Here is a 20,229-nt window from a genome sequence, read left to right on the forward strand (position 1 = left end):
GGTCGTACCGTCGCCGGCTTCGTCAGACGTGTTGGAAGCGACTTCCTTCACCATCTGCGCGCCCATGTTCTCGAACTTGTCCTTGAGCTCGATTTCCTTCGCAACCGACACACCGTCCTTCGTGACGGTGGGGGCGCCGAAACTCTTCTCGAGTATGGCATTGCGGCCCTTGGGACCGAGGGTCGCCTTGACGGCGTTTGCCAGGATGTTCACACCCCTGAGCATGCGCTGACGGGCGTCATCGCTGAAACGTACTTCTTTAGCAGCCATTTGAGTTCAACCTCTGATACTGGTGTCTGTGTTCTGTGGAGTCACTTTGCGACGCCCTCCTTCCTTTCCGTCATTCCCGCGCAGGCGGGAATCCAGGATTTCGGAATGGATCCCCGCTTTCGCGGGGGATGACGTCACCGCGTCGCGATGCGACGCGTGCGTGACATCACTTCTCGATGACGGCCATCACGTCTTCTTCGCGCATGACGAGAAGATCTTCGCCGTCGACCTTCACTTCGGTGCCGCTGTACTTGCCGAACAGGATGTTGTCGCCGACCTTGACGTCGAGCGCACGCACTTCACCGTTCTCGAGGATCTTGCCCTTACCGACGGCAACGACCTTGCCCTTGATCGGCTTTTCGGTGGCCGAATCCGGAATCACGATGCCGCCGGGAGAGGTGCGCTCCTCTTCGAGGCGCTTGATGATCACGCGATCGTGCAACGGACGAATTTTCAGCTTGTCAGCCATAGCTCAAACCTCAATTAAGGTCTTGATGAAGTGGGAACGAATCGGGTTCGCTGGGGTGTTCTGCTCGCCTGGAGGCGTTAGCACTCACCCGTGGCGGGTGCTAATAATAGGGGCGAACCGGTTAAATTCAAGCAGAGTTTGCATGAGACTTTCGTGACGGCAGCTGGATGGCACCGTATTCTGGCCAGCTCGACACCTCACCCTAAATCCATGACAGATCAAGTGATTCTGGTGCTGACGACCTGTCCGGACAGCACCGAGGCGGAGCGAATCGCGGCCGCATTGGTCACCGAAAGGCTGGCTGCCTGCGTCAATCGGGTGGAAGGCGTTCGGTCGACTTATGCCTGGAACGGCCAGCTTCAGGATGATCGGGAGGTCCTTCTGGTGATCAAGACGACGAGCGGACGGCTTGGCGAACTTGAGGCACGGCTCAAGGCCCTGCACCCGTATGAGCTTCCAGAATTGCTGATCGTGCCGGTCAGCGGCGGGAACGAACGGTATCTGGAGTGGGTCCGACTGGGCGTTATGGAAAAGGACAAGTGATGACGAAGACTGAGCGACGATCAACGGAAGTCCCGCGCGGACAGGCCACGACCAACGGAAGTCCCACGCGGACAGGCCACGGCCAACGGAAGTCCCGCGCGGACTGGTTACTGGCCAGAATCGGAATCGCATTGCTGGGGGTGCTGGGGGCCGTTGCGCCGTCGTGGGCCAAGGACGATTTCCTGCGACCGGAGGACGCCTACAAATACACGACCCGGGTCGAGAACGATCAGCTGATCGTCAGCTGGACCATCGAGAAGGGTTACTACCTCTACAAGAAGAAGATGAGCGTCGCCTCGACCATGGCGAACGTGCAACTGGCTGAGCCTGCCTGGCCCAAGGGCGAAGCCCACAGCGATGAGTATTTCGGCGAGCAGGAGATCTATCGCGGCAAGGTCGATGTGCCGGTGCCGATCACGTTTCATTCGGCGCGACCTGACAAGCTCGCCATCGAGCTGAAGCTGCAGGGCTGCGCCGATGCGGGACTGTGCTACCCGCCGTTGAAATGGAAGACCGACGTCGCGGTGCCCGCGTCGACAGCGAAGGGTGGCGCGGATCTGCGTTCGTTCCTGAAGTCGAAGACATCGACCGACGAGTTCCTGCCGCCCGATGAAGCCTTCAAGTTCGGCGCCGGCATGGAGCGTGCGGACTCGGTGGCGCTCACCTGGATCATCGCCGACGGTTACTACCTTTATAAGCACCGCATCGCCGTGACGACCGACACGCCGAATATTCAGATCGGCACGCCGCTTCTGCCAAAGGGCGATCCGAAGCACGACGAGTTCTTCGGCGACACGGAGGTCTACCACGAATTCCTCGAGGCGAGTTTGCCGGTAGCACGGGCCGCAGGGTCGACCGGAACACTTACTCTCCACGTCACGTATCAGGGCTGCGCGGAAGGCGGACTCTGCTACAACCCGATCTCCAGAACGGTATCGGTCGAGCTGCCGCCGACTGATACGGCAACGACATTGCCCGCTGCGGTGGCATCGACTTCGGCCGGTGCGCCTCTCGTCGCCGAACAGGATCGCCTGGCCAGCGCCTTGCAGAGCGGCAACATCGCCTACGCGCTGCTGACTTTCTTCGTGGCCGGCCTGCTGCTCTCATTGACGCCGTGCGTGCTGCCGATGATCCCCATCCTGTCGGGCATCATTGTTGGCCAGGGCGAGAACGTCACGCGCAAGCGCAGCTTCTCGCTCGCGTTCACCTATGTGCAGGGCATGGCGCTGACCTATGCCGCCGCCGGCGCCATTTTCGTTCTCGCGTTCAACCAGGCGCCGCAGGCGTTCTTCCAGCAGCCCTGGATCATCACCCTGATGGTGCTGCTGTTCATCGCGCTGGCATTCGCGATGTTCGGCGCGTACACCCTGCAACTGCCGTCGGCCTTGCAGACCCGGCTCTCGGACGCGAGCAACCGGCAGAAGTCGGGCACCTATGTCGGCACGTTCATCATGGGCGCGCTGTCTGCGCTCGTGGTGACCGCCTGCGTGGCGCCGGCCATCATTGCCGCACTGTCCGTCATCAGCCAGTCGCGGCAGATCGTGCGTGGCGCGCTGGCGCTCTACGCGACCGGCCTGGGTATGGGCGTCCCACTGCTCATCGTTGGCGCGTCGGCAGGTACCTTGCTGCCGAAAGCCGGACCTTGGATGGATACGGTCAAACAGCTCTTCGGCGTGCTGTTCCTCGGGGTTGCGATCTACCTCGCCCAGCCGCTGCTTCCCGACACCCTGACGATGCTGCTGTGGTCGGGCCTGGCCGGCATGTCCGGCTTCTGGATCTTCTCGCTCAAGGGTCGCGGCGGTGCGCCGATCGCGGCACCAGTGCGCGCCGTCGGGTTGATGGCGCTCGTTTACGGCATTTTGCTGCTGATCGGCGCTGCGTCCGGCAATCACGATCCGCTGCAACCGCTGGGGCATCTGCGAGGCGGAGCAACGACCGCCAGTGCCGGCAGCGAACACGGCATCGCTTTTCAGCGCGTCAAAACGGTCGCCGACCTGGATCGCGCAGTGGCCGCAGCCAACGCGGCCGGCAAGCCCGTGATGCTCGACTTCTATGCGGACTGGTGCGTCTCGTGCAAGGAGATGGAGAAGTACACGTTTACCGACGCCGGCGTACAGGCCGCGCTCGCAGGTGCGGTCCTGCTGCAGGCCGATGTCACCGCCAATGACCAGGACGACCAGGCACTGCTGGCCCGATTCGGGATTTTCGGGCCGCCCACGATCGCCTTCTTCACCTCCGAAGGGGTCGAACGTCAGAACTTCAGACTGGTAGGATTCACCCCCGCCGAGCGCTTCCGCGACCATGTCGTGGGGGCGTTCGCACCCGGTTGAAGTTTTCGAGGTCGCAGTGAAATCAGTTGTCTACGTCGCCGTTGCGGTCGCCGCGGCCGCTACCGGCTTCGCCATCTATCGTTACGGCCTCGCCCCACAAGTAACGCCGCAACCTGCGCCAGTCGCTGCCCTGGCGGAACCGGAACCAAAGGTTCCGACCGACCTGCCGGATTTCACGCTGGAGGATCGCGACGGCAACCGGCGCTCGATCCGCAGCTGGTCCGGCAAGTCGATGATCGTGAATTTCTGGGCCACCTGGTGCGCGCCGTGCCGCCGTGAGATTCCGCTGCTGCGCGAGATCAACAAGACCCACGAATCCGAAGGGTTTCAGGTCGTTGGCGTGGCGGTGGACTTTCGCGACGATGTGCTCAAGTACGCGACCGAGATCGGCATCGACTACCCGATTCTCATCGGCGAGCAGGACGGCTTCGAAGCGGTGAGCAGTTTCGGCATGGGATCGCTCGGCTTTCCCTTTACCGTCTTCACGGACAACCAGGGCCGGATCGTGCTGACGCACCTGGGCGAGCTGACGAAGACGCAGTCGGTCGTCATGCTCGACGCCGTCAAACGGGTGAACAGCGGCGAACTCACCCCCGTAGCGGCGCGCACCGTTGCTGCCGGGCAACTGGACGACCTGGAACCGGCCGAAGGCTGAACGCGCGGTCACCTCCGCGCAAATCGGCCTGTTTACCGCCTCTGACCCACTTCACGGTGCTGCCGATCGAGCCGACAGAGCGCGGGCTGTGGTGGATTTGCCTGATGCGGGCTGCGGTCAAGCCCCGCTGTGCCGCGAAACCATCGCTAAAGCGATAGAAAACTGATACAAATCGCGGCCATCTCCGGCTAACTGAATTTCTCGAGCCCTTTGATAATCGGCTTATGGCCCATCTGTTGCTCCTCAACGGCCCGAATCTGAACCTGCTCGGCACGCGCGAGCCCGGGCTCTATGGGGCAATCACCCTGGACCAGATTACGGCGCGGGCGACCCAGCTGGCGTCGGAGGCCGGCCATCACCTGTCCAGTTTCCAGAGCAACTCGGAAGCGGAACTGATCGGTCTGATTCACGAGGCTCCAGGCACTCACGTCGCCTTCATCATTTTCAATCCGGCTGCACTGACCCATACCAGCGTCGCCCTGCGCGATGCCCTGCTGGGCGTGAAGATCCCCTTCATCGAGGTGCATCTGAGCAACGTACACGCGAGGGAAGCCTTCCGGCATCACTCGTATTTTTCCGACATTGCTGTCGGGACCATCACCGGACTGGGCGCATTCGGGTACGAGCTGGCGCTGCGCGCCGCGGCTCATCACCTCGCGACCAGCATCCGCAAATAGGAAAAGAACAAAGAGGACATCGCATGGATATCCGCAAAGTAAAGAAACTCATCGAACTGCTCGAAGAATCCGGCATCGCTGAAATCGAGATCAAGGAAGGCGAAGAGTCGGTACGCATCAGCCGCTACCCCCCAGGTGGTGCGCATGGCGCTCCGGTCATGCACTACGCAGCTCCAGTCGCAGCCCCCATGGCAGCTCCGGTCGCAGCAGCTGCCGCAGTGTCCGCACCGGTCGCGGCACGTAACGACCACACAGTCACCGCACCGATGGTAGGAACGTATTATTCCGCGGCGACGCCGGGCGCCAAGGCATTCGTCGATATCGGCAGCGAAGTGAACGTCGGCGATACGCTCTGCATCATCGAGGCCATGAAGATGATGAACCAGATCGAGTCCGACAAAGCCGGCAAGGTCACTGCCGTCCTGGTGAAGAACGGTGAACCGGTCGAATTCGGCCAGCCGCTGTTCATCATCGAGTGACGGCGATAGCCGCCACTCGGCCGACTGGCTAACTGGCCACTGGCAAACTGGCCAGAGCGAAGCGATCTGAACTGGCGCACGCCTGGCCCACTGCCACCCAACCGCAGAACAAACAATGCTTGAAAAAGTCGTCATCGCCAATCGCGGCGAAATCGCGCTTCGCATCCTGCGCGCGTGCCGCGAGCTAGGCATCAAGACGGTGGCCGTGCATTCGACCGCCGATTTCAACCAGAAGCACGTGCTCCTGGCGGACGAATCCGTCTGCATCGGACCGCCGGCGTCCAAAGACAGTTATCTCAACATGCCGGCGATCATCAGCGCCGCGGAAGTCACCGACTCGGTGGCGATCCATCCCGGCTACGGCTTCCTGTCCGAGAACGCGGACTTCGCCGAGCGGGTGGAGAAGAGCGGCTTCATCTTCGTCGGACCGAAGCCCGAGACGATTCGCATGATGGGCGACAAGGTCTCCGCGATCCGCGTCATGAAGGCGGCAGGCGTGCCTTGCGTACCGGGATCCGACGGTCCGATCGGCACCGATAACGATGAAACCTTCCGCATCGCGCGCGAGATCGGCTACCCGGTGATCATCAAGGCGTCGGGCGGTGGCGGTGGACGCGGCATGCGCGTCGTCCACAGCGACGCAACGCTGCTGAATGCGATCAATGTGACGCAGGCAGAAGCGCTCGCGGCCTTCAGCAATGCCGAGGTCTACATGGAGAAGTTCCTCGAGAAGCCGCGACATATCGAGATCCAGGTGCTGGCCGATCACTACGGCAATGTCATTCATCTCGGTGAACGTGACTGCTCGTTGCAGCGTCGTCACCAGAAAGTCATCGAAGAAGCGCCTGCTCCCGGCATCACGCCGAAGCAGCGCAAAGCGATCGGCGAGCGCTGCATCGCGGCGTGCCGCGACGTGGGCTATCGCGGCGCCGGCACGCTCGAGTTCCTGTACCAGGACAACGAGTTCTACTTCATCGAGATGAACACGCGCGTGCAGGTCGAGCATCCGGTGTCCGAGCTCATTACCGGCATCGACATCGTGAAAGCGCAGCTGCGCATCGCAGCGGGAGAACAACTCCCCTGGACGCAGAACGACGTCCAGATTCGCGGCCATGCGATCGAGTGCCGCATCAACGCCGAAGATCCGAAGGGCTTCATCCCCTCGCCCGGTCCGGTGAAGCTGTTTCATCCGCCCGGCGGCCCCGGTATCCGGGTCGACAGCCACCTGTACAGCGGCTACGTCGTTCCGCCGTATTACGATTCCATGATCGGCAAAGTCATCGCCTACGGCGAAGATCGCGACACCGCCATCGCGCGCATGAAGAATGCGCTGTCGGAAATGGTCATCGAAGGCATCAAGACCAACATCCCGCTGCACCAGGAAATCTTCAATCACGCCGCGTTCAAGGCGGGCGGATTGGACATTCACTATCTGGAGCGGAGACTCGGGATCAAGTAAGCAAGGGCTGCCGGGTACTGGACCCTGGGCTGCTGGCCAGAAGGGACCAGGACTCGGACCGGATCGACGTCCTTCTTAACTTTCCGGCCAGCAGCCCAGTACCCAGCGCCCAGCAGCCCTCTGATGCCCTTCCTGCAACTCACCCTCGCCGTCGGCTCGGCCGATCCAGAACCTTTCGAAGATGCGCTGCTCGGCGCTGGCGCGCTGTCGATCACGCTCGAAGACGCGGCGGACAATCCGGTGCTGGAACCCGCCCCCGGCACGACGCCACTCTGGCCGAGCGTGCTGGTCAAGGCGTTATTCGACGCCGACGCCGATCCCGTCGTGATCGAGGCGCTGTTGCTATCGCAACTGCCTGGACCCTGGCCGCCGCTTCATTTCGCACAGCTCGAAGACCGGCCCTGGGAGCGCGAATGGCTCAAGGACTTCCGGCCGATGCGTTTCGGCAAACGGCTCTGGATCTGCCCGGACGGGCAGCGCCCGGCTGCTGAGTCCGAGCCCCACACCGCGAACCTGACACCCTGCTTCATCGATCTGGACCCCGGCCTCGCCTTCGGCACGGGCACGCACCCGACGACCGCGCTGTGCCTTACGTGGCTCGACGGCGCCGACCTGCACGACAAGACAGTGATCGACTACGGCTGCGGTTCCGGCATCCTCGCCATCGCCGCGCTGAAACTTGGCGCGAAATCCGCGCTCGGCGTCGACATCGACCCACAGGCAGTCATAGCGACTCGGGATAATGCAGCTCGCAATGCCGTCGCCAACCAGCTCGATGTCTGCACCGTGGCAGAGATGCGAACCGAGCCCGTCGACATCGTGCTGGCAAACATTCTCGCCGAGCCACTGATGGCGTTGGGCAGCACACTTGCCGCTCTGGTGAAGCCGGGCGGCAGCATCGTGCTGTCGGGTCTTCTGGCGGATCAGGCCGCGCAGGTGGCGGCTCATTACGCCGCATGGTTTGATATCGCACCGATCAGCGTGCACGACGGCTGGGCACGCGTCGACGGCCTTCGAAAGGACCGCGCTTGCTGACCCAGTGCCCCAGTTGCCAGACCATCTTTCGCATCACCAGCGAAATCCTGCGCGTCGCGCATGGTCAGGTCCGCTGCGGTCGTTGCCAGGCACAGTTCGATGCACTCCAGCGTCTCATCGAAGAAAACGGCGTCGAGGAAACCAGCTCGGGCCGCTACGTAAAGCCGGAGCCACCTGCCAGCGAGATCGAGGTGGACGAGCCGCCTGCGCAGGAAGACATCACGCTCGAAGGCAGGCATATCGAAATCACCGGCACATATCGGTCGATGGACGATCCTGACGATCTGCAGATTCGCCAGGAAGTCACCGAAGAATGGGTCGACCTCGACGACGTTGACGAATCATTCGCCGACGAAGCTGTGAGCGACGACGGCATCGAAGTGTCAGGGCATCACGAAGACTCCGGCACCTTCGAGGCCATGGACGAGCCGGAGGCCGCCGCCCGGTCGGCGGAAGAGTCCGAACAGCAACGATTCGCGCGCCGACTGGCCTCGCAGCGACGACAGGCACTCGACGAGTCCACTGCCGACGAGGAACTGCATGCGCTTGCCGGGCGTGGGGCCACTTCCGGCGGCACCTCGCTGATCTGGTCAATTCTCGCAATACCGCTCGTCCTGGCGCTGCTCGCGCAGTTCGTGCATCACTATCGTTCGGATTTCGCACGCAACCGGACGCTCGGTCCGCTGGTGGTCGGCATCTATGACGCGCTCGGCTCCAAGCTCACGCCAGACTGGCAACTGCACGCCTACGAAGTGAAGCAATGGGGCATCGTGTCGGACGCTTCGCTCCCCGGCACGCTCAAGGTTCGCGCCAGCGTCACGAACCGCGCTGCATTCGCGCAGCCCTATCCGCTGCTGAAGCTGGTGCTCGAAGATCGCTGGGGCGACCAGGTGCGCGCCCGCGAGCTCGAGCCCGCGGAATACCTCGATCCCGGCACCCCCACCAATCGCCTGCTGCCGCCCGGCCAGCCGACCAATGCCACGATCGTCATCGTCGATCCCGGCCCTGACGCGGAGGGCTTTCGCTTCGACGTCTGCCTGCGCGGCAGGGAAAACGCGGTGGTGTGCGCGACGGACATACCGCAATGAAGAGGCCAACTGATCGGCTGGCCAGAGTTTGAAAAAACGGGCAGAGTTCGTGCCCGCTCGATTCGCCTCCGGCCAGTCGGCCAGCAGACCAGTTAGCCAGTTGGCCTTATGAAGATCGGCCCCTACCAGCTCCCCAACAATCTCTCGCTCGCACCGATGGCCGGCGTGACCGATCTGCCGTTCAGGCTGTTGTGTCGACGCATGGGTGCGGGGATTGCTGCTGGGGAAATGCTGACTTCCGATGTGCGTTTATGGCACACCGAGAAATCACGACGGCGAATGGATCACAGCGGCGAGGCCGAACCTCGCGTCGTGCAGATCGCAGGCGGGGATCCGCAAATGATGGTCGAAGCCGCACAACGCAATGCCGATGCGGGCGCGCAGATCATCGATCTCAATATGGGATGCCCGGCGAAAAAAGTTTGTAACAAGGCTGCAGGTTCGGCGTTGATGCGGGATGAAACACTCGTGCGACAGATCCTCGAAGCCGTGGTCAAGGCGGTCCCGGTCCCGGTCACGCTGAAGATGCGAACGGGCTGGGATTCCACGACACGCAATGCCGTGTCCATTGCCCGGATGGCGGAAGACGCGGGCATTCAGGCGCTTGCGGTTCATGGCAGGACACGCGCGTGCATGTATCAGGGAAATGCCGAGTACGAAACCATTCGTGCAGTCAAACAGAATGTCGCGATTCCGGTTTTTGCCAATGGCGACATAGATTCGCCGCACAAGGCGAAGTTCGTACTTGAACAAACGGGCGCAGATGGCCTGATGATCGGACGCAGCGCACAAGGACGTCCGTGGATTTTTCGCGAAATCGCCAGTTACCTGCGTGATGGCACTGTTTGTGACGAGCCTTCCATCGCAGAAGTACGTGATATCATGCTCGCCCATTTGCGCGACCTGCATGCCTTCTATGGGGAAGATGCCGGAGTCCGGGTCGCGCGTAAACACATTGATTGGTATGCGAAGGGCCGCGCGAGTGCGCATGCTTTTCGACATGCCGTGATGCTGGCGACAGACGCGCGATCACAACTCGAGCAGGCCCGGGCGTATTTCGATGCGCTCGCCAATGCCCAGGAGCAGTTGAACGACGCGGCTTGATGCCCGCAGTTCCTGGAACGAATTGGCGGAGAGCCCATGGCGCCGAAGAAAAAAACGAGAGCTCATAGAGAGCCGCTGGTCCGACCTGCATCACGCGCGGTACCTCTGCGCACCATGACCGAGGAAGCGCTGAACTCTTACTTCGAGTCATTGAACGGTCACAAGCCGGGCCAGCTGTACGATCTCGTCTTGCGCGAGGTCGAAGAACCTCTCTTCCGCGCAGTCCTCGACTATGCCGCCGGCAATCAGAGCCGCGCCGCCGATATTCTCGGCATCAATCGCGGCACGCTGCGGAAGAAACTGAAAACGTACGGGCTCGGCACCTAGCGAGTCCGAGCGACGCGGTGATCGATGATGAGGTGAGCGCGCAAGAATGACCTCGTCGACGGTCGCAGTCCGATAGTTGCCTCATCTTGCGCCGTCATCCGATCAGATCATCACCATGCATCAACCCATTCGTCGCGCCCTCCTCAGTGTTTCCAACAAGGACGGCCTGCTCGACTTCGCCCGCGTGCTCCATCAGCGTGGTGTGGTCATTCTTTCTACTGGCGGCACTGCGTCGCTGCTGGAGAAGGCCGGCATTCCGGTGACAGAAGTTTCGGCGCACACCGGTTTTCCGGAAATCATGGACGGGCGCGTGAAGACGCTGCATCCCAAAATCCATGGCGGCCTGCTCGGCCGGCGCAATGTCGATGATGCCGTGATGAAGACCCATGGCATCGATCCGATCGACCTGCTGGTCGTGAACCTCTATCCATTCGCTGCGACGATCGCCAAGCCGGACTGCACGTTCGAGGATGCGATCGAGAATATCGACATCGGCGGTCCCGCGATGGTGCGTGCGTCCGCCAAGAATCACGATCGCGTCACCGTCGTCGTCGACCCGCTCGACTACAGCGCCGTGCTCGCGGAAATCACTGCTGAGAACGGTGTATCGGAACAGACACGCAAGCGTCTTGCCGCGAAAGCCTTCGCACACACCGCAAGCTACGACGCCGCAGTCGCCAGCTACCTGGGACGCGTTACGGAAGGTCCGGCCGCAGAGTTCCCCCAGTCGCTTGCGCTGAACTTCCGCAAGCGCATCGATCTGCGTTACGGCGAAAACCCCCATCAGGCGGGCGCGTTCTACATCGACCCGAGCGCCCAGGGCGCCAGCATCGGCAGCGCGACGCAATTGCAGGGCAAGGCTCTTTCGTACAACAACATCGCCGATGGCGACACGGCATTCGAGTGCGTACGTCAGTTCAGCGAGCCGGCCTGCGTCATCGTCAAACACGCCAACCCTTGCGGCGTCTCGGTCGCTGCGGACACGCTGACTGCCTACGACAATGCATTCAAGACCGACCCGACATCTGCGTTCGGCGGCATCATTGCGTTCAATCGCCCGCTCACTGCCGCCACCGCGCGCGCTATCGTCGATCGTCAGTTCGTCGAGCTGATCATTGCACCGGAAGTCGAACCCGCGGCACTGGAAATCTGCGCACGCAAAGAGAACGTGCGTGTGCTCGCCACCGGCGGATTGCAGCCCAGCAACCTGCGCCATGAATATCGCAGCGTGAACGGCGGCCTGCTCGTGCAGAACCGCGATGAAGGGATGATCGGCCCCTCGGATCTGAAGATCGTCACCAAGCGCCAGCCGACAGCGGCCGAACTCGACGATCTGTTGTTCGCCTGGCGCGTCTGCAAGTACGTGAAGTCGAACGCGATCATCTATGTGCGTGACCGCACGACCCTGGGTGTCGGCGCAGGCCAGATGAGCCGCGTCGTCTCGAGCCGCATCGCCGCGATGAAGGCCAAGGACGAGGGCCTGGTCGTCGACGGCGCCGTGATGGCTTCCGATGCTTTCTTCCCCTTCCGCGACGGTCTCGACGTTGCTGCCGAATTCGGCATCAAGGCCGTCATTCAGCCCGGCGGCTCGATGCGCGACAACGAAGTCATCGCTGCCGCGGACGAACATGGCATGGCGATGGTGCTGACGGGGATGAGGCATTTCAGGCACTAGCGTGTGGCCAACTGGCTGGCTGGCCAGAATGCAGAGGCGCGCCAGTGAACATCACTTTGCAATGATCCTGATTCTGATGATCCCCTTCGTCCCCTCATTCCTGCCGGTTTGCCAGTCAGCCGGCTGGCCAGTTGACCGCGTGCGGAGCGCACAATGAAAATCCTCATCCTCGGTTCCGGCGGCCGCGAACACGCCTTCGCCTGGAAAGTTGCGCAGTCTCCGCGCGTAGATGCCGTCTTCGTCGCTCCTGGCAACGCTGGCACAGCGCTCGAACCGCATGTCCGCAATCTCGATATCGCTGCCGATGACGTTCCGGCGCTCGTCGATTTCGCGAAGCGCGAAGGCATCGACCTGACGATCGTCGGTCCCGAGGCGCCGTTGGTCATCGGCGTCACCGATGCATTCGAGTCCGCTGGACTGCGATGCTTCGGGCCGCGCAAAGCAGCTGCGCAACTCGAAGGATCGAAGGCGTTCACGAAAGATTTCCTGACACGCCATCGCATTCCGACCGCTGCGTTCGCCACGTTCACCAAGGCCAACTTCGATCCGTCCTGGGTCCGCGCGCAGCGTGCTCCGCTGGTCGTCAAGGCAGACGGCCTGGCTGCCGGCAAAGGCGTGATCATCTGCGCGACCACCGACGAGGCGGTCGCAAGTGCGCAGGCCATGTTCGACGGTCAATTCGGTAACGCCGGCGACAAGGTCGTGATCGAGGAGTTTCTCGAAGGCGAGGAAGCAAGCTTCATCGCCGTCGTCAGTGGCACGGACATTCTGCCGCTGGCAACTTCGCAGGATCACAAGCGTCGCGATGACGCCGACCAGGGACCGAACACCGGCGGCATGGGCGCGTATTCCCCGGCGCCGGTCGTCACGCCGGAAATTCATGCCCGCATCATGCGTGAAGTCATGGAGCCCACGGTCCGCGGCCTGATGAGCGACGGCACGCCTTACTGCGGCTTCCTCTATGCCGGCCTGATGATCGCCGCCGACGGCACGCCGAACGTGCTCGAGTTCAATTGCCGTTTCGGCGATCCGGAGACGCAGCCGATCCTGATGCGTCTGCGCTCGGATCTCATCGACCTGTGCGAAGGCGCCCTCGATCAGCGACTCTCACAGGTCACTGCGGACTGGGACGAGCGCGCCGCCGTCGGCGTGGTGCTTGCGGCCGGCGGCTACCCGGACGACTACCACAAGGGCGACGTGATTCACGGCCTCGATGCCGCCGCCGCGCTGCCCGGCAAAGTGTTTCATGCGGGCACGAAACTCATCGACGACAAGGTGACGACCAACGGCGGCCGGGTGCTCTGCGCTGTCGGCTTGGGCAAGACCGTCAGCGAGTCGCAGCAGAATGCGTATGCACTCGTCGATCGCATCCACTGGGACGGCATCCAGTTCCGCCGCGATATCGGCTATCGCGCGATCGCCAGGGAAAAAGACGGGAAGTAAGGCACAGGACCAGAGAGCCAATTACACAAAGGAGTACGAAGGATCGCAAATGAATCGCTGCAAAACATTTGTGCGCTTTTGTTCCGCCCTTTGTGCTCCTTTGTGGTCCTGCCTTTACTCCACCTTCCGCTGCTTCACATCCACCTCGAAGCTCACCAGCACGCTGCCGCCATTCGCGAGTTCGAACGCATGCTCGAGGCCGCTGCGGCTCGGCAGCGACTGCGATAACGCTTCGAGTTCTGCACGAGGGATGGTGACCCACAGTCCCGTCGGGTCGCTGTCGAGTGCCCAGCCGCCCACCGGTGTGGGGCGGACGTTGACGCGGAAGGTATGGTTGCGCGGCAAAGCGACTTCGAGCGTCAGCGCGCGGGAAGAAAGCAGAGTGCCAAGTTCGCTGCGATCGATGCGAAGCCGCACTGCTCCGGTAGCCAGTCGGATGTTCACGCTCAGTCGTCGTCGACGATGATGACTGCGGCGCGCGCCAGCTCGCCTAGTTCGGCGCCTTCGCCGGGGTTGCTGATTTCCACCAGGAACAGCTCCGTACTTTCCTTCACGGCGTCCGACACCAGGGGCACAGTAATGATCACGGACCGAACGCCGGCCGGGATGGTTTCAGTGTCGGGTCCGATGGCAGCGAAATCATTGGCCGCTTCGGCCGAGTTGGGCGTCAGGCTCCATTGAAACGTCACCGCTTTTCTCACGCTGCCCGTGCGCTTGACCGCGATCCTGACGCTGCCGTCGCTCTCGGTGGCGACGTAGGTGTCCTTGTCGAACATGATTTTGCTGATGCCGCCGCCCATCGATTCGACGGGTCCTGCAGCGGGCTTCGCTTCTTGCGCGACAGGTGCCGCCGGAGCGACCGCAGGCGCTGCGCTCTGGGGTGCGGGTGATGTGCCCTCAGGCGACGGCGGAGCCGATACCGCGCTCTCTGGTGGCATCTGGGTAGCGACGATGGGCGGCTGTGCGGCAGGCAGCTCCGTAGGTTGGGCAACCACTTCCGTGGATTCTTCCGTGGATTCCTGCTGTTCCGACTTTACGGGCAGCGGGATGGCAATCTGCGGCAGCGAACCGCGATTGACCCAGTAGGCCGCCGCGGCGCCGCCGGCCAATAGCAGCACGAGCGCCGTGACGCCGCCTGCGCGGAACTTCCGGCGCCTGGGCGCCGCCACGATCATTCTCGGCGGCACCAGCTGCTGGGGCACCTCCGCGCACCCGAGCGCGGCGATCAGCTCGACCACGTCGATCTTGCGATCGGCGCGCGACCACTTTAGGCCGGTCTGCAATGCCGTCCACTGCCGGTTGGTCAGACCCTGGATGCGCTGCGGCTGGCGCCCTTGCGCCCGCGCCAGCGGTGCAGAACGACCGCCGAAGGGATGTTGCCCGGACAGCAGTTCGTAGGCGATACAGGCGAGGCTGTAGACGTCCTCGCCGAATTCCGGCGGATCGCCATTGACGCGCTCTTCGCTCGCATAGGCGAGATTCACTGCGGGCTGGCGACCGCCGAGGACCTGGTCACCGATCCAGGGCTCGGGTCGATGAGTATCGGCCAGTTCGCGACGCGCGAAACCCGTATCGAGCAGTTTCACCTCGCCATTGGCGGCAATCATGACGTTGCCGGGACGCAGGTCCGAATGCACCACACCGCGTCGATGTGCATGCGCCAGGCCGGCTCCGAGGCTGCCGATGAGGACCAGCGCCTGTTCACGCGGCATCGCCTCACGGGCAAGACGTTCGAGCAGGCGGGACAGCAATTCGCCTTCCAGCAGCTCCATCACCAGGAAGTAGGTATCGCCGTCGCGATCGAGATCGAAGACGCTGACGATATTGGGATGTGAAAGCGACTGCGCCTGATGAAACTGACGCTCCAACTCGCCCAGCGCTTCGGGCCGCTCGCGATAGTTGCGTTTGAGCACTCGTAGCGCGACGCACTGGGCGGCGGGATCGAGATGCGCGCGATGGCGATCGAGCGCCTTGTACACCGTGCCGGCATTGCCTCGGCCGAGAATGGTGAGCAACTCGTAACGGTCGCGCAGCACACTGCTGTCAGCGGCGCCGTTCGCGCCATGGGGATGCCGGATCGGTGGCGGCGGTCGCGTCAGCGGATCGGCCTCACGCACGAACTGCAGCGGGTCGACGAATGCGCGATTGGGGCCGCGAGGCGTGGCAGGCCGACCCTGCTCCGCCGCCGCCATCCTGCGCCAGCGTGTGCCTGTTGTATCTGCCGACGCAGGAGCAGGATCGGTCGTGGGCGCCTGAGGCGCCACCGTCTCGCCCTCATCCTCGGATTGATTGACGACGCCGAAGACGAGCTGGGCAATGTCGCTCTTCAGCGTGCGCGCCACCCCGGGATCGACACGGCCACGCCGTTGGTATTGATCCAGCAGCGCCAACGCATCCCACGGCGCTTCCGGATTGCTGCGACAGATTTCCAGAAACGAAGCCTGCATCCGGGCGCGATCACACCGGCCGGCCGTGTAATCGTCCAGCCAGATCGCCAGGTCGCCGCGTGCATCGGCGGTTTCATCGCTCGGCCCGTTGTTCATCGAGACACTCATGTGGCGCAGTCTATGCGGCAGGGGAAAGGCGAACATCTGTCGCCCGCGACCGACTGGCCCTGACCAAGGAGGGTGCTGTCATTCCAACACCTTTTCCATCCGGAAATCGTCCATGACGAAGCCGCCACCGATGTCCATGACAATTGGGGCCGCGATACGAAATCCCAGCCGCTCGTAAGCCTTCACTGCGGGATTTCCTTTGTTCACCGTCAACCATAGCCGCCCAAGACCCCGCTGGCGGGCCCCTTCCTCGATGAACGCCATGATGGCGCGGCCGGTTCCGCCGCCGCGGGCCTCCCTCAGCAGATAGAGCTTGCTGATGAACAGGCCGCCGTCGTCATCGGCCTTGATCGCAACGTACCCAATTGGCGCAACCTCCCGCTGCACCGTGAAATATTCGTACCCTTCCAGCACCTGCTGCTGCATTGCTTCAGTGCTCTGGAACCTCGCGACCATATAGTCGACCTGCGCGCGACCGATAAGCGGAACGTAGTACTCATACCAGATGGTACGGGCCATTGTCGCGATGGCGGCGATGGCCTCCTCAGTACGAGCGGGCAGGAAAATCAGAGCCATGGGACTCTCGCGAATAATCGATAGCTGAAAGTTATCAACTACGCAGCGACCCTGGGTTGCTTTTCGTCCATTGCCTCATGCCTTCATCTGACGCGGGCGGATCGAAATCCAGAACCTCGCGGCCTGAAGTGCTGCTCACCTGCCTGTCATCTGGCATTGAGCTCGCCCTGCAGCTTCTGTTCGTCGAGCTGGCCACACCACTTGGCGACGACCACCGTGGCGACGCCGTTGCCGACGAGATTGGTCAGCGCACGCGCTTCGGACATGAAGCGATCGATGCCCAGAATAAGTGCAAGCGCAGTCACGGGGAGTGTGCCGACGGCCGATAGAGTCGCCGCCAGAACGATGAAGCCACTCCCGGTGACTCCCGCCGCGCCCTTCGAAGTCAGCAACAACACCGCCAGCAGCGTGAGCTGATCCATCAATGTCATGGGCGTATTGGTCGCCTGCGCGATGAAGACCGCCGCCATGGTCAGGTAGATCGACGTCCCGTCCAGGTTGAAGGAATAGCCGGTCGGAATCACCAGACCGACGACGGGTTTCGAGCAGCCGGCGTTCTCCATTTTCAGCATCATCCGCGGCAGCACCGACTCGGATGATGAAGTGCCCAGCACGATGAAGAGTTCTTCGCGGATGTAGCGAACGAATTTGCCGATGGAGAAACCGTGCAGACGCGTCACCGCACCCAGCACCACGAAGACGAACAGGATGCACGTGGCGTAGAAGCAGATCATCAGCCAGGCGAGATCCATGAGCTTGTCGATGCCATAGCTGCCGATGGTGAACGCCATGGCGCCGAACGCACCGATGGGCGCCAGGCGCATGATCATGCCGATGATCCGGAACAGGACATGCGAAACACGCTCGATGAATTCGTAGACCAGCCGTGCCCGCTCGCCGACCGCGTGCAGCGCGAAGCCGAACAGCAGCGCAATCAGGAGGATCTGCAGGACCTCGCCGCGGGCAAATGCGTCGAACACCGTCGTCGGAATCACGTGCAGCAGGAAGTCGACGACGCCCTGCTCATTCGCGGCGCTGGCATAGCCCGCGATCTTGCTGGTGTCGAGGGTCGACACGTCGATGTTCATCCCGACGCCGGGTTTCACCACGTTGACGACGATCAGGCCGATGATGAGCGCGATCGTGCTCATGATCTCGAAATACAGCAACGCCAGTACGCCGGTCCGGCCGACCGCCTTCATGCTCTCCATGCCCGCGATGCCGGAAACGACGGTGCAGAAGATGATCGGCCCGATCATCATTTTCACGAGCTTGATGAAGCCGTCGCCGAGCGGTTTCATCTGCGTGCCGAGGTCGGGTGAGTAGTGGCCGAGCAGCACGCCGATCGCGATCGCGACCAGCACCTGGAAATACAGGGTGCGATAGAAAGGTTGCGGAACAGCGGATTCGGGCGCCATGAGCGTGGCAATCGTTGTTATGGGGCGACGGCGACAGGCTACAGGCGATGCTCACAGTTGCAAGCACAGCGGCATCACCGGTGCAAAGAAACGGGAAGCGCGTGACTGCCGTTCGAACTGCGACAGTCTCTATGGGACCGACATCAGCCGGCCATGCGTGATCTACGCCGCAGGCGCAGCGAAGCGGGCGCCGCTGGCCGTACCCGGCGTACCGTTGACCCAGATGCGGCCCTCGCGCGGATCCAGGCGGACCATCAGCCCCAACGGCCGCACAGTTTCCTTGCAGTCCACGGGGAGCCGGCCGTCCGAGAAATACGCCTTCACCAGATCGATCACGGTAGCCGCTGGAGCCGCCATGCGCGGCGTGTCTGGCGTGTGTGCGTAGATGGCGACGCGCCAGCTCTGCTTGCGTCCGCCGCCGGTCCGCAGCTCCTTGCAGAAGCGGTCCATCAGCAACAGGTCGGAACTCAGCGTGTTGTCGGTCAGATCGAGCGGCTGATCATTGCTGGTCGCTACATAGCGAAGATGCAGCAGTCCGGCCACAGGCTGGGTGTCGTCATAGACGCAGACGGCAAGCGCCGCCGTCAGCTCCGCTACGAGCAACGGCTCGCCGCGAGATACCAGGTAGGCATCAGGCTGCACGAGAATTTCTGACCGCGATACCGACATTCACGCTCTCCGGAACGTCGATACGTCCCTCGATCACAGTGTGCCGGGCGGGCTGCGCGACTGGTGAGGAATGGATCACGGAAATCGTCGCGGTTCTGACCGCTCGTCGGGGTGACTGACACGTTTGGTTGCTTTGTGTCATTGGGTGGCGACGAACCCGCCCCAGCCCCCATCACCCCGATCACTTCACTCCTTCGGCACATGCTCCTTGCGGGCACCGCCGAACGTGGTCGCTGCCGTCGCAATGAAGACTTCGCGCAGGAAGTAGATCAATGCCGCCGCGAGGCTCAGCAAAGCGATTATGAAGGTAATCGCGATCGGCATCTCCAGGTCGATTTTCAGTGAAGAACTGACGAACAACGACGCCACGACCAGCGATACCAGCAGACCACACAGAACGCACAGCGCGATGGCGCGATTGATCAGGCTGGCACGCTTCGACAACACACGCAGACGCGCATGCAGTTCCTCTGCGGCCTCGGGCGTCGCCGACAGGAGCTGATGCTCCATGTGGCGCGCGCGATCGATGATGCGGCCGATGCGCGTGGCCAGCACGTTCAGCGTCGTCCCGACACCCGCCAGCAGGAATACCGGAGCGACGGCGAGTTGAATGACGTGTGCAACGCCGGTGACGCTAGTCAGCGAATGCAGGATGGGCATCGAGAGGCGGCTTTTTCTGGGACGATGACTGTGGAGGGTATCAGGCTTTCCTGATCGGCTTTTCGGCCTGCAACGCTGCCTGCGTCGCCGGACGTGCGGCGACGCGCGCCTGGAACCCCTGCAGGTTGGCAAACGCCGCAAGATCCACCTGGATTGCTTTGGACCAGTTCAGACAGATGAACAGGTAGGCGTCGGCCACCGAGAATGCATCGCCCATCAGGTATTGCTTGCCAGCCAGCCGCTGCTCGACGTAACCGAGGCGCACGCCGATCTTCTCGCGCGTCATCGCCTTGAACTCCTCGGGCACCGCGGGGTTGAACAATGGGCTGTAGTTCTTGTGCACTTCCGAGGAAATGAACGTGAGCCATTCGAGCAGCCGGTAGCGAGCCATCGTTCCTGCCGGCGGGGCGAGATTCGCCGCCGGATATTGATCGGCGATGTACCGCAGGATCACTACGGTCTCGGTCAGGCGCTCACCGGAATCGAGTTCCAGCACCGGCACATAACCGTTGGGATTGATGGCGCGGAAATCCGCACCCGCCTCCGTCAGCTTGGCCCTGATATCGACCAGTACCAGGTCGAACGCGGCTCCGGTTTCGCGCAAGGCGATATGAGGAGCAAGCGAGCAGGTACCCCGACCGTAGTAGAGCTTCATGACATGGCCTCCGGAATCATCGACGCCGGCAACCATACACAATCCTCCCCGTGGCCGACACCTCGCCCGACCTGCATTGCAACCCTCTGTGCGCCCCGCGAGTCCTAACAACTACAACGACCGACAGTCACCACCGAGGACC

Annotated in this window: 21 protein-coding genes; 12 read left to right on the forward strand and 9 right to left on the reverse strand. The window is 62.4% G+C overall.

Translation table 11 applies throughout. The features are described 5' to 3' along the window. Both VIZ63_RS21265 and groES read right to left on the reverse strand, forming a co-directional pair. Positions 1-270 (reverse strand): TCP-1/cpn60 chaperonin family protein (locus VIZ63_RS21265; RefSeq protein WP_331611804.1); only part of this gene is annotated, 270 nt, incomplete at its 3' end. A 166-nt stretch (positions 271-436) separates the two neighbouring features. Continuing rightward, entirely contained in the window at positions 437-727 is a 291-nt protein-coding gene (groES, locus tag VIZ63_RS21270; RefSeq protein WP_331611900.1) for a co-chaperone GroES, read from the reverse strand. Between the two features lie 222 nt (positions 728-949). Here groES and cutA point away from each other — a divergent pair, with 222 nt between their 5' ends. From cutA to purD, 12 genes are all read left to right on the forward strand, one after another. Next, positions 950-1,282, forward strand: a complete 333-nt coding sequence (gene cutA / locus VIZ63_RS21275; RefSeq protein ID WP_349261249.1) for a divalent-cation tolerance protein CutA — start codon at positions 950-952, stop codon at positions 1,280-1,282. Then, entirely contained in the window at positions 1,282-3,612 is a 2,331-nt protein-coding gene (dsbD, locus tag VIZ63_RS21280) for a protein-disulfide reductase DsbD (RefSeq protein ID WP_331611806.1), read from the forward strand. Before cutA ends, dsbD begins: the two co-directional genes overlap by 1 nt. A 16-nt stretch (positions 3,613-3,628) precedes the next feature. Continuing rightward, the gene (locus tag VIZ63_RS21285) at positions 3,629-4,267 is read left to right on the forward strand and encodes a TlpA disulfide reductase family protein (RefSeq protein WP_331611807.1); all 639 of its coding nucleotides are present in this window, start codon (positions 3,629-3,631) and stop codon (positions 4,265-4,267) included. Positions 4,268-4,491: 224 nt separating this feature from the next. Beyond that, the gene (aroQ, locus tag VIZ63_RS21290; RefSeq protein WP_331611808.1) at positions 4,492-4,944 is read left to right on the forward strand and encodes a type II 3-dehydroquinate dehydratase; all 453 of its coding nucleotides are present in this window, start codon (positions 4,492-4,494) and stop codon (positions 4,942-4,944) included. A gap of 23 nt (positions 4,945-4,967) precedes the next feature. Then, a complete protein-coding gene (gene accB / locus VIZ63_RS21295; RefSeq protein WP_331611809.1) occupies positions 4,968-5,423 on the forward strand; it encodes an acetyl-CoA carboxylase biotin carboxyl carrier protein in 456 nt (151 codons plus the stop codon). A 115-nt stretch (positions 5,424-5,538) separates the two neighbouring features. Then, on the forward strand, positions 5,539-6,882 hold the full coding sequence (gene accC / locus VIZ63_RS21300; protein ID WP_331611810.1) for an acetyl-CoA carboxylase biotin carboxylase subunit: 1,344 nt from the start codon (positions 5,539-5,541) through the stop codon (positions 6,880-6,882). Positions 6,883-7,005: 123 nt separating this feature from the next. Beyond that, positions 7,006-7,917, forward strand: a complete 912-nt coding sequence (gene prmA / locus VIZ63_RS21305; RefSeq protein WP_331611811.1) for a 50S ribosomal protein L11 methyltransferase — start codon at positions 7,006-7,008, stop codon at positions 7,915-7,917. Then, positions 7,911-9,005, forward strand: a complete 1,095-nt coding sequence (locus VIZ63_RS21310) for a zinc-ribbon and DUF3426 domain-containing protein (protein ID WP_331611812.1) — start codon at positions 7,911-7,913, stop codon at positions 9,003-9,005. The genes prmA and VIZ63_RS21310 overlap by 7 nt, the downstream gene beginning before the upstream one ends. Positions 9,006-9,113: 108 nt before the next feature. Beyond that, positions 9,114-10,109 (forward strand): tRNA dihydrouridine synthase DusB, encoded by a 996-nt coding sequence (gene dusB, locus VIZ63_RS21315; protein ID WP_331611814.1) that lies wholly within the window; start codon positions 9,114-9,116, stop codon positions 10,107-10,109. A gap of 36 nt (positions 10,110-10,145) precedes the next feature. After that, entirely contained in the window at positions 10,146-10,436 is a 291-nt protein-coding gene (gene fis / locus VIZ63_RS21320) for a DNA-binding transcriptional regulator Fis (protein WP_331611815.1), read from the forward strand. 109 nt (positions 10,437-10,545) lie between these two features. Beyond that, positions 10,546-12,111, forward strand: coding sequence for a bifunctional phosphoribosylaminoimidazolecarboxamide formyltransferase/IMP cyclohydrolase (gene purH / locus VIZ63_RS21325; RefSeq protein ID WP_349261250.1), 1,566 nt, complete (start codon positions 10,546-10,548; stop codon positions 12,109-12,111). A gap of 153 nt (positions 12,112-12,264) precedes the next feature. After that, positions 12,265-13,554 (forward strand): phosphoribosylamine--glycine ligase, encoded by a 1,290-nt coding sequence (purD, locus tag VIZ63_RS21330; protein ID WP_331611817.1) that lies wholly within the window; start codon positions 12,265-12,267, stop codon positions 13,552-13,554. A gap of 114 nt (positions 13,555-13,668) precedes the next feature. Here purD and VIZ63_RS21335 read toward each other — a convergent pair whose 3' ends face one another. The 7 genes from VIZ63_RS21335 to gstA form a co-directional block, all read right to left on the reverse strand. Further along, a complete protein-coding gene (locus VIZ63_RS21335; protein WP_331611818.1) occupies positions 13,669-13,998 on the reverse strand; it encodes a DUF7009 family protein in 330 nt (109 codons plus the stop codon). A gap of 2 nt (positions 13,999-14,000) precedes the next feature. After that, complete coding sequence (locus VIZ63_RS21340) at positions 14,001-16,097, reverse strand: protein kinase domain-containing protein (RefSeq protein WP_331611819.1); 2,097 nt, start codon at positions 16,095-16,097, stop codon at positions 14,001-14,003. 90 nt (positions 16,098-16,187) lie between these two features. Continuing rightward, positions 16,188-16,685, reverse strand: coding sequence for a GNAT family N-acetyltransferase (locus VIZ63_RS21345; RefSeq protein ID WP_331611820.1), 498 nt, complete (start codon positions 16,683-16,685; stop codon positions 16,188-16,190). Positions 16,686-16,831: 146 nt separating this feature from the next. Further along, on the reverse strand, positions 16,832-18,103 hold the full coding sequence (locus VIZ63_RS21350) for a dicarboxylate/amino acid:cation symporter (protein WP_331611821.1): 1,272 nt from the start codon (positions 18,101-18,103) through the stop codon (positions 16,832-16,834). Positions 18,104-18,265: 162 nt separating this feature from the next. After that, positions 18,266-18,772 carry a hypothetical protein gene (locus VIZ63_RS21355; protein WP_331611823.1) on the reverse strand — a complete coding sequence of 169 codons (507 nt, stop codon included), beginning with the start codon at positions 18,770-18,772 and terminating at the stop codon, positions 18,266-18,268. Positions 18,773-18,958: 186 nt separating this feature from the next. Then, positions 18,959-19,432 (reverse strand): DUF2721 domain-containing protein, encoded by a 474-nt coding sequence (locus tag VIZ63_RS21360; protein ID WP_331611824.1) that lies wholly within the window; start codon positions 19,430-19,432, stop codon positions 18,959-18,961. Between the two features lie 40 nt (positions 19,433-19,472). Then, positions 19,473-20,087, reverse strand: coding sequence for a glutathione transferase GstA (gene gstA / locus VIZ63_RS21365; RefSeq protein ID WP_331611825.1), 615 nt, complete (start codon positions 20,085-20,087; stop codon positions 19,473-19,475). Positions 20,088-20,229 lie beyond the last annotated feature (142 nt).

This window comes from Povalibacter sp. (assembly GCF_036520495.1).
GTDB lineage: Bacteria > Pseudomonadota > Gammaproteobacteria > Steroidobacterales > Steroidobacteraceae > Steroidobacter.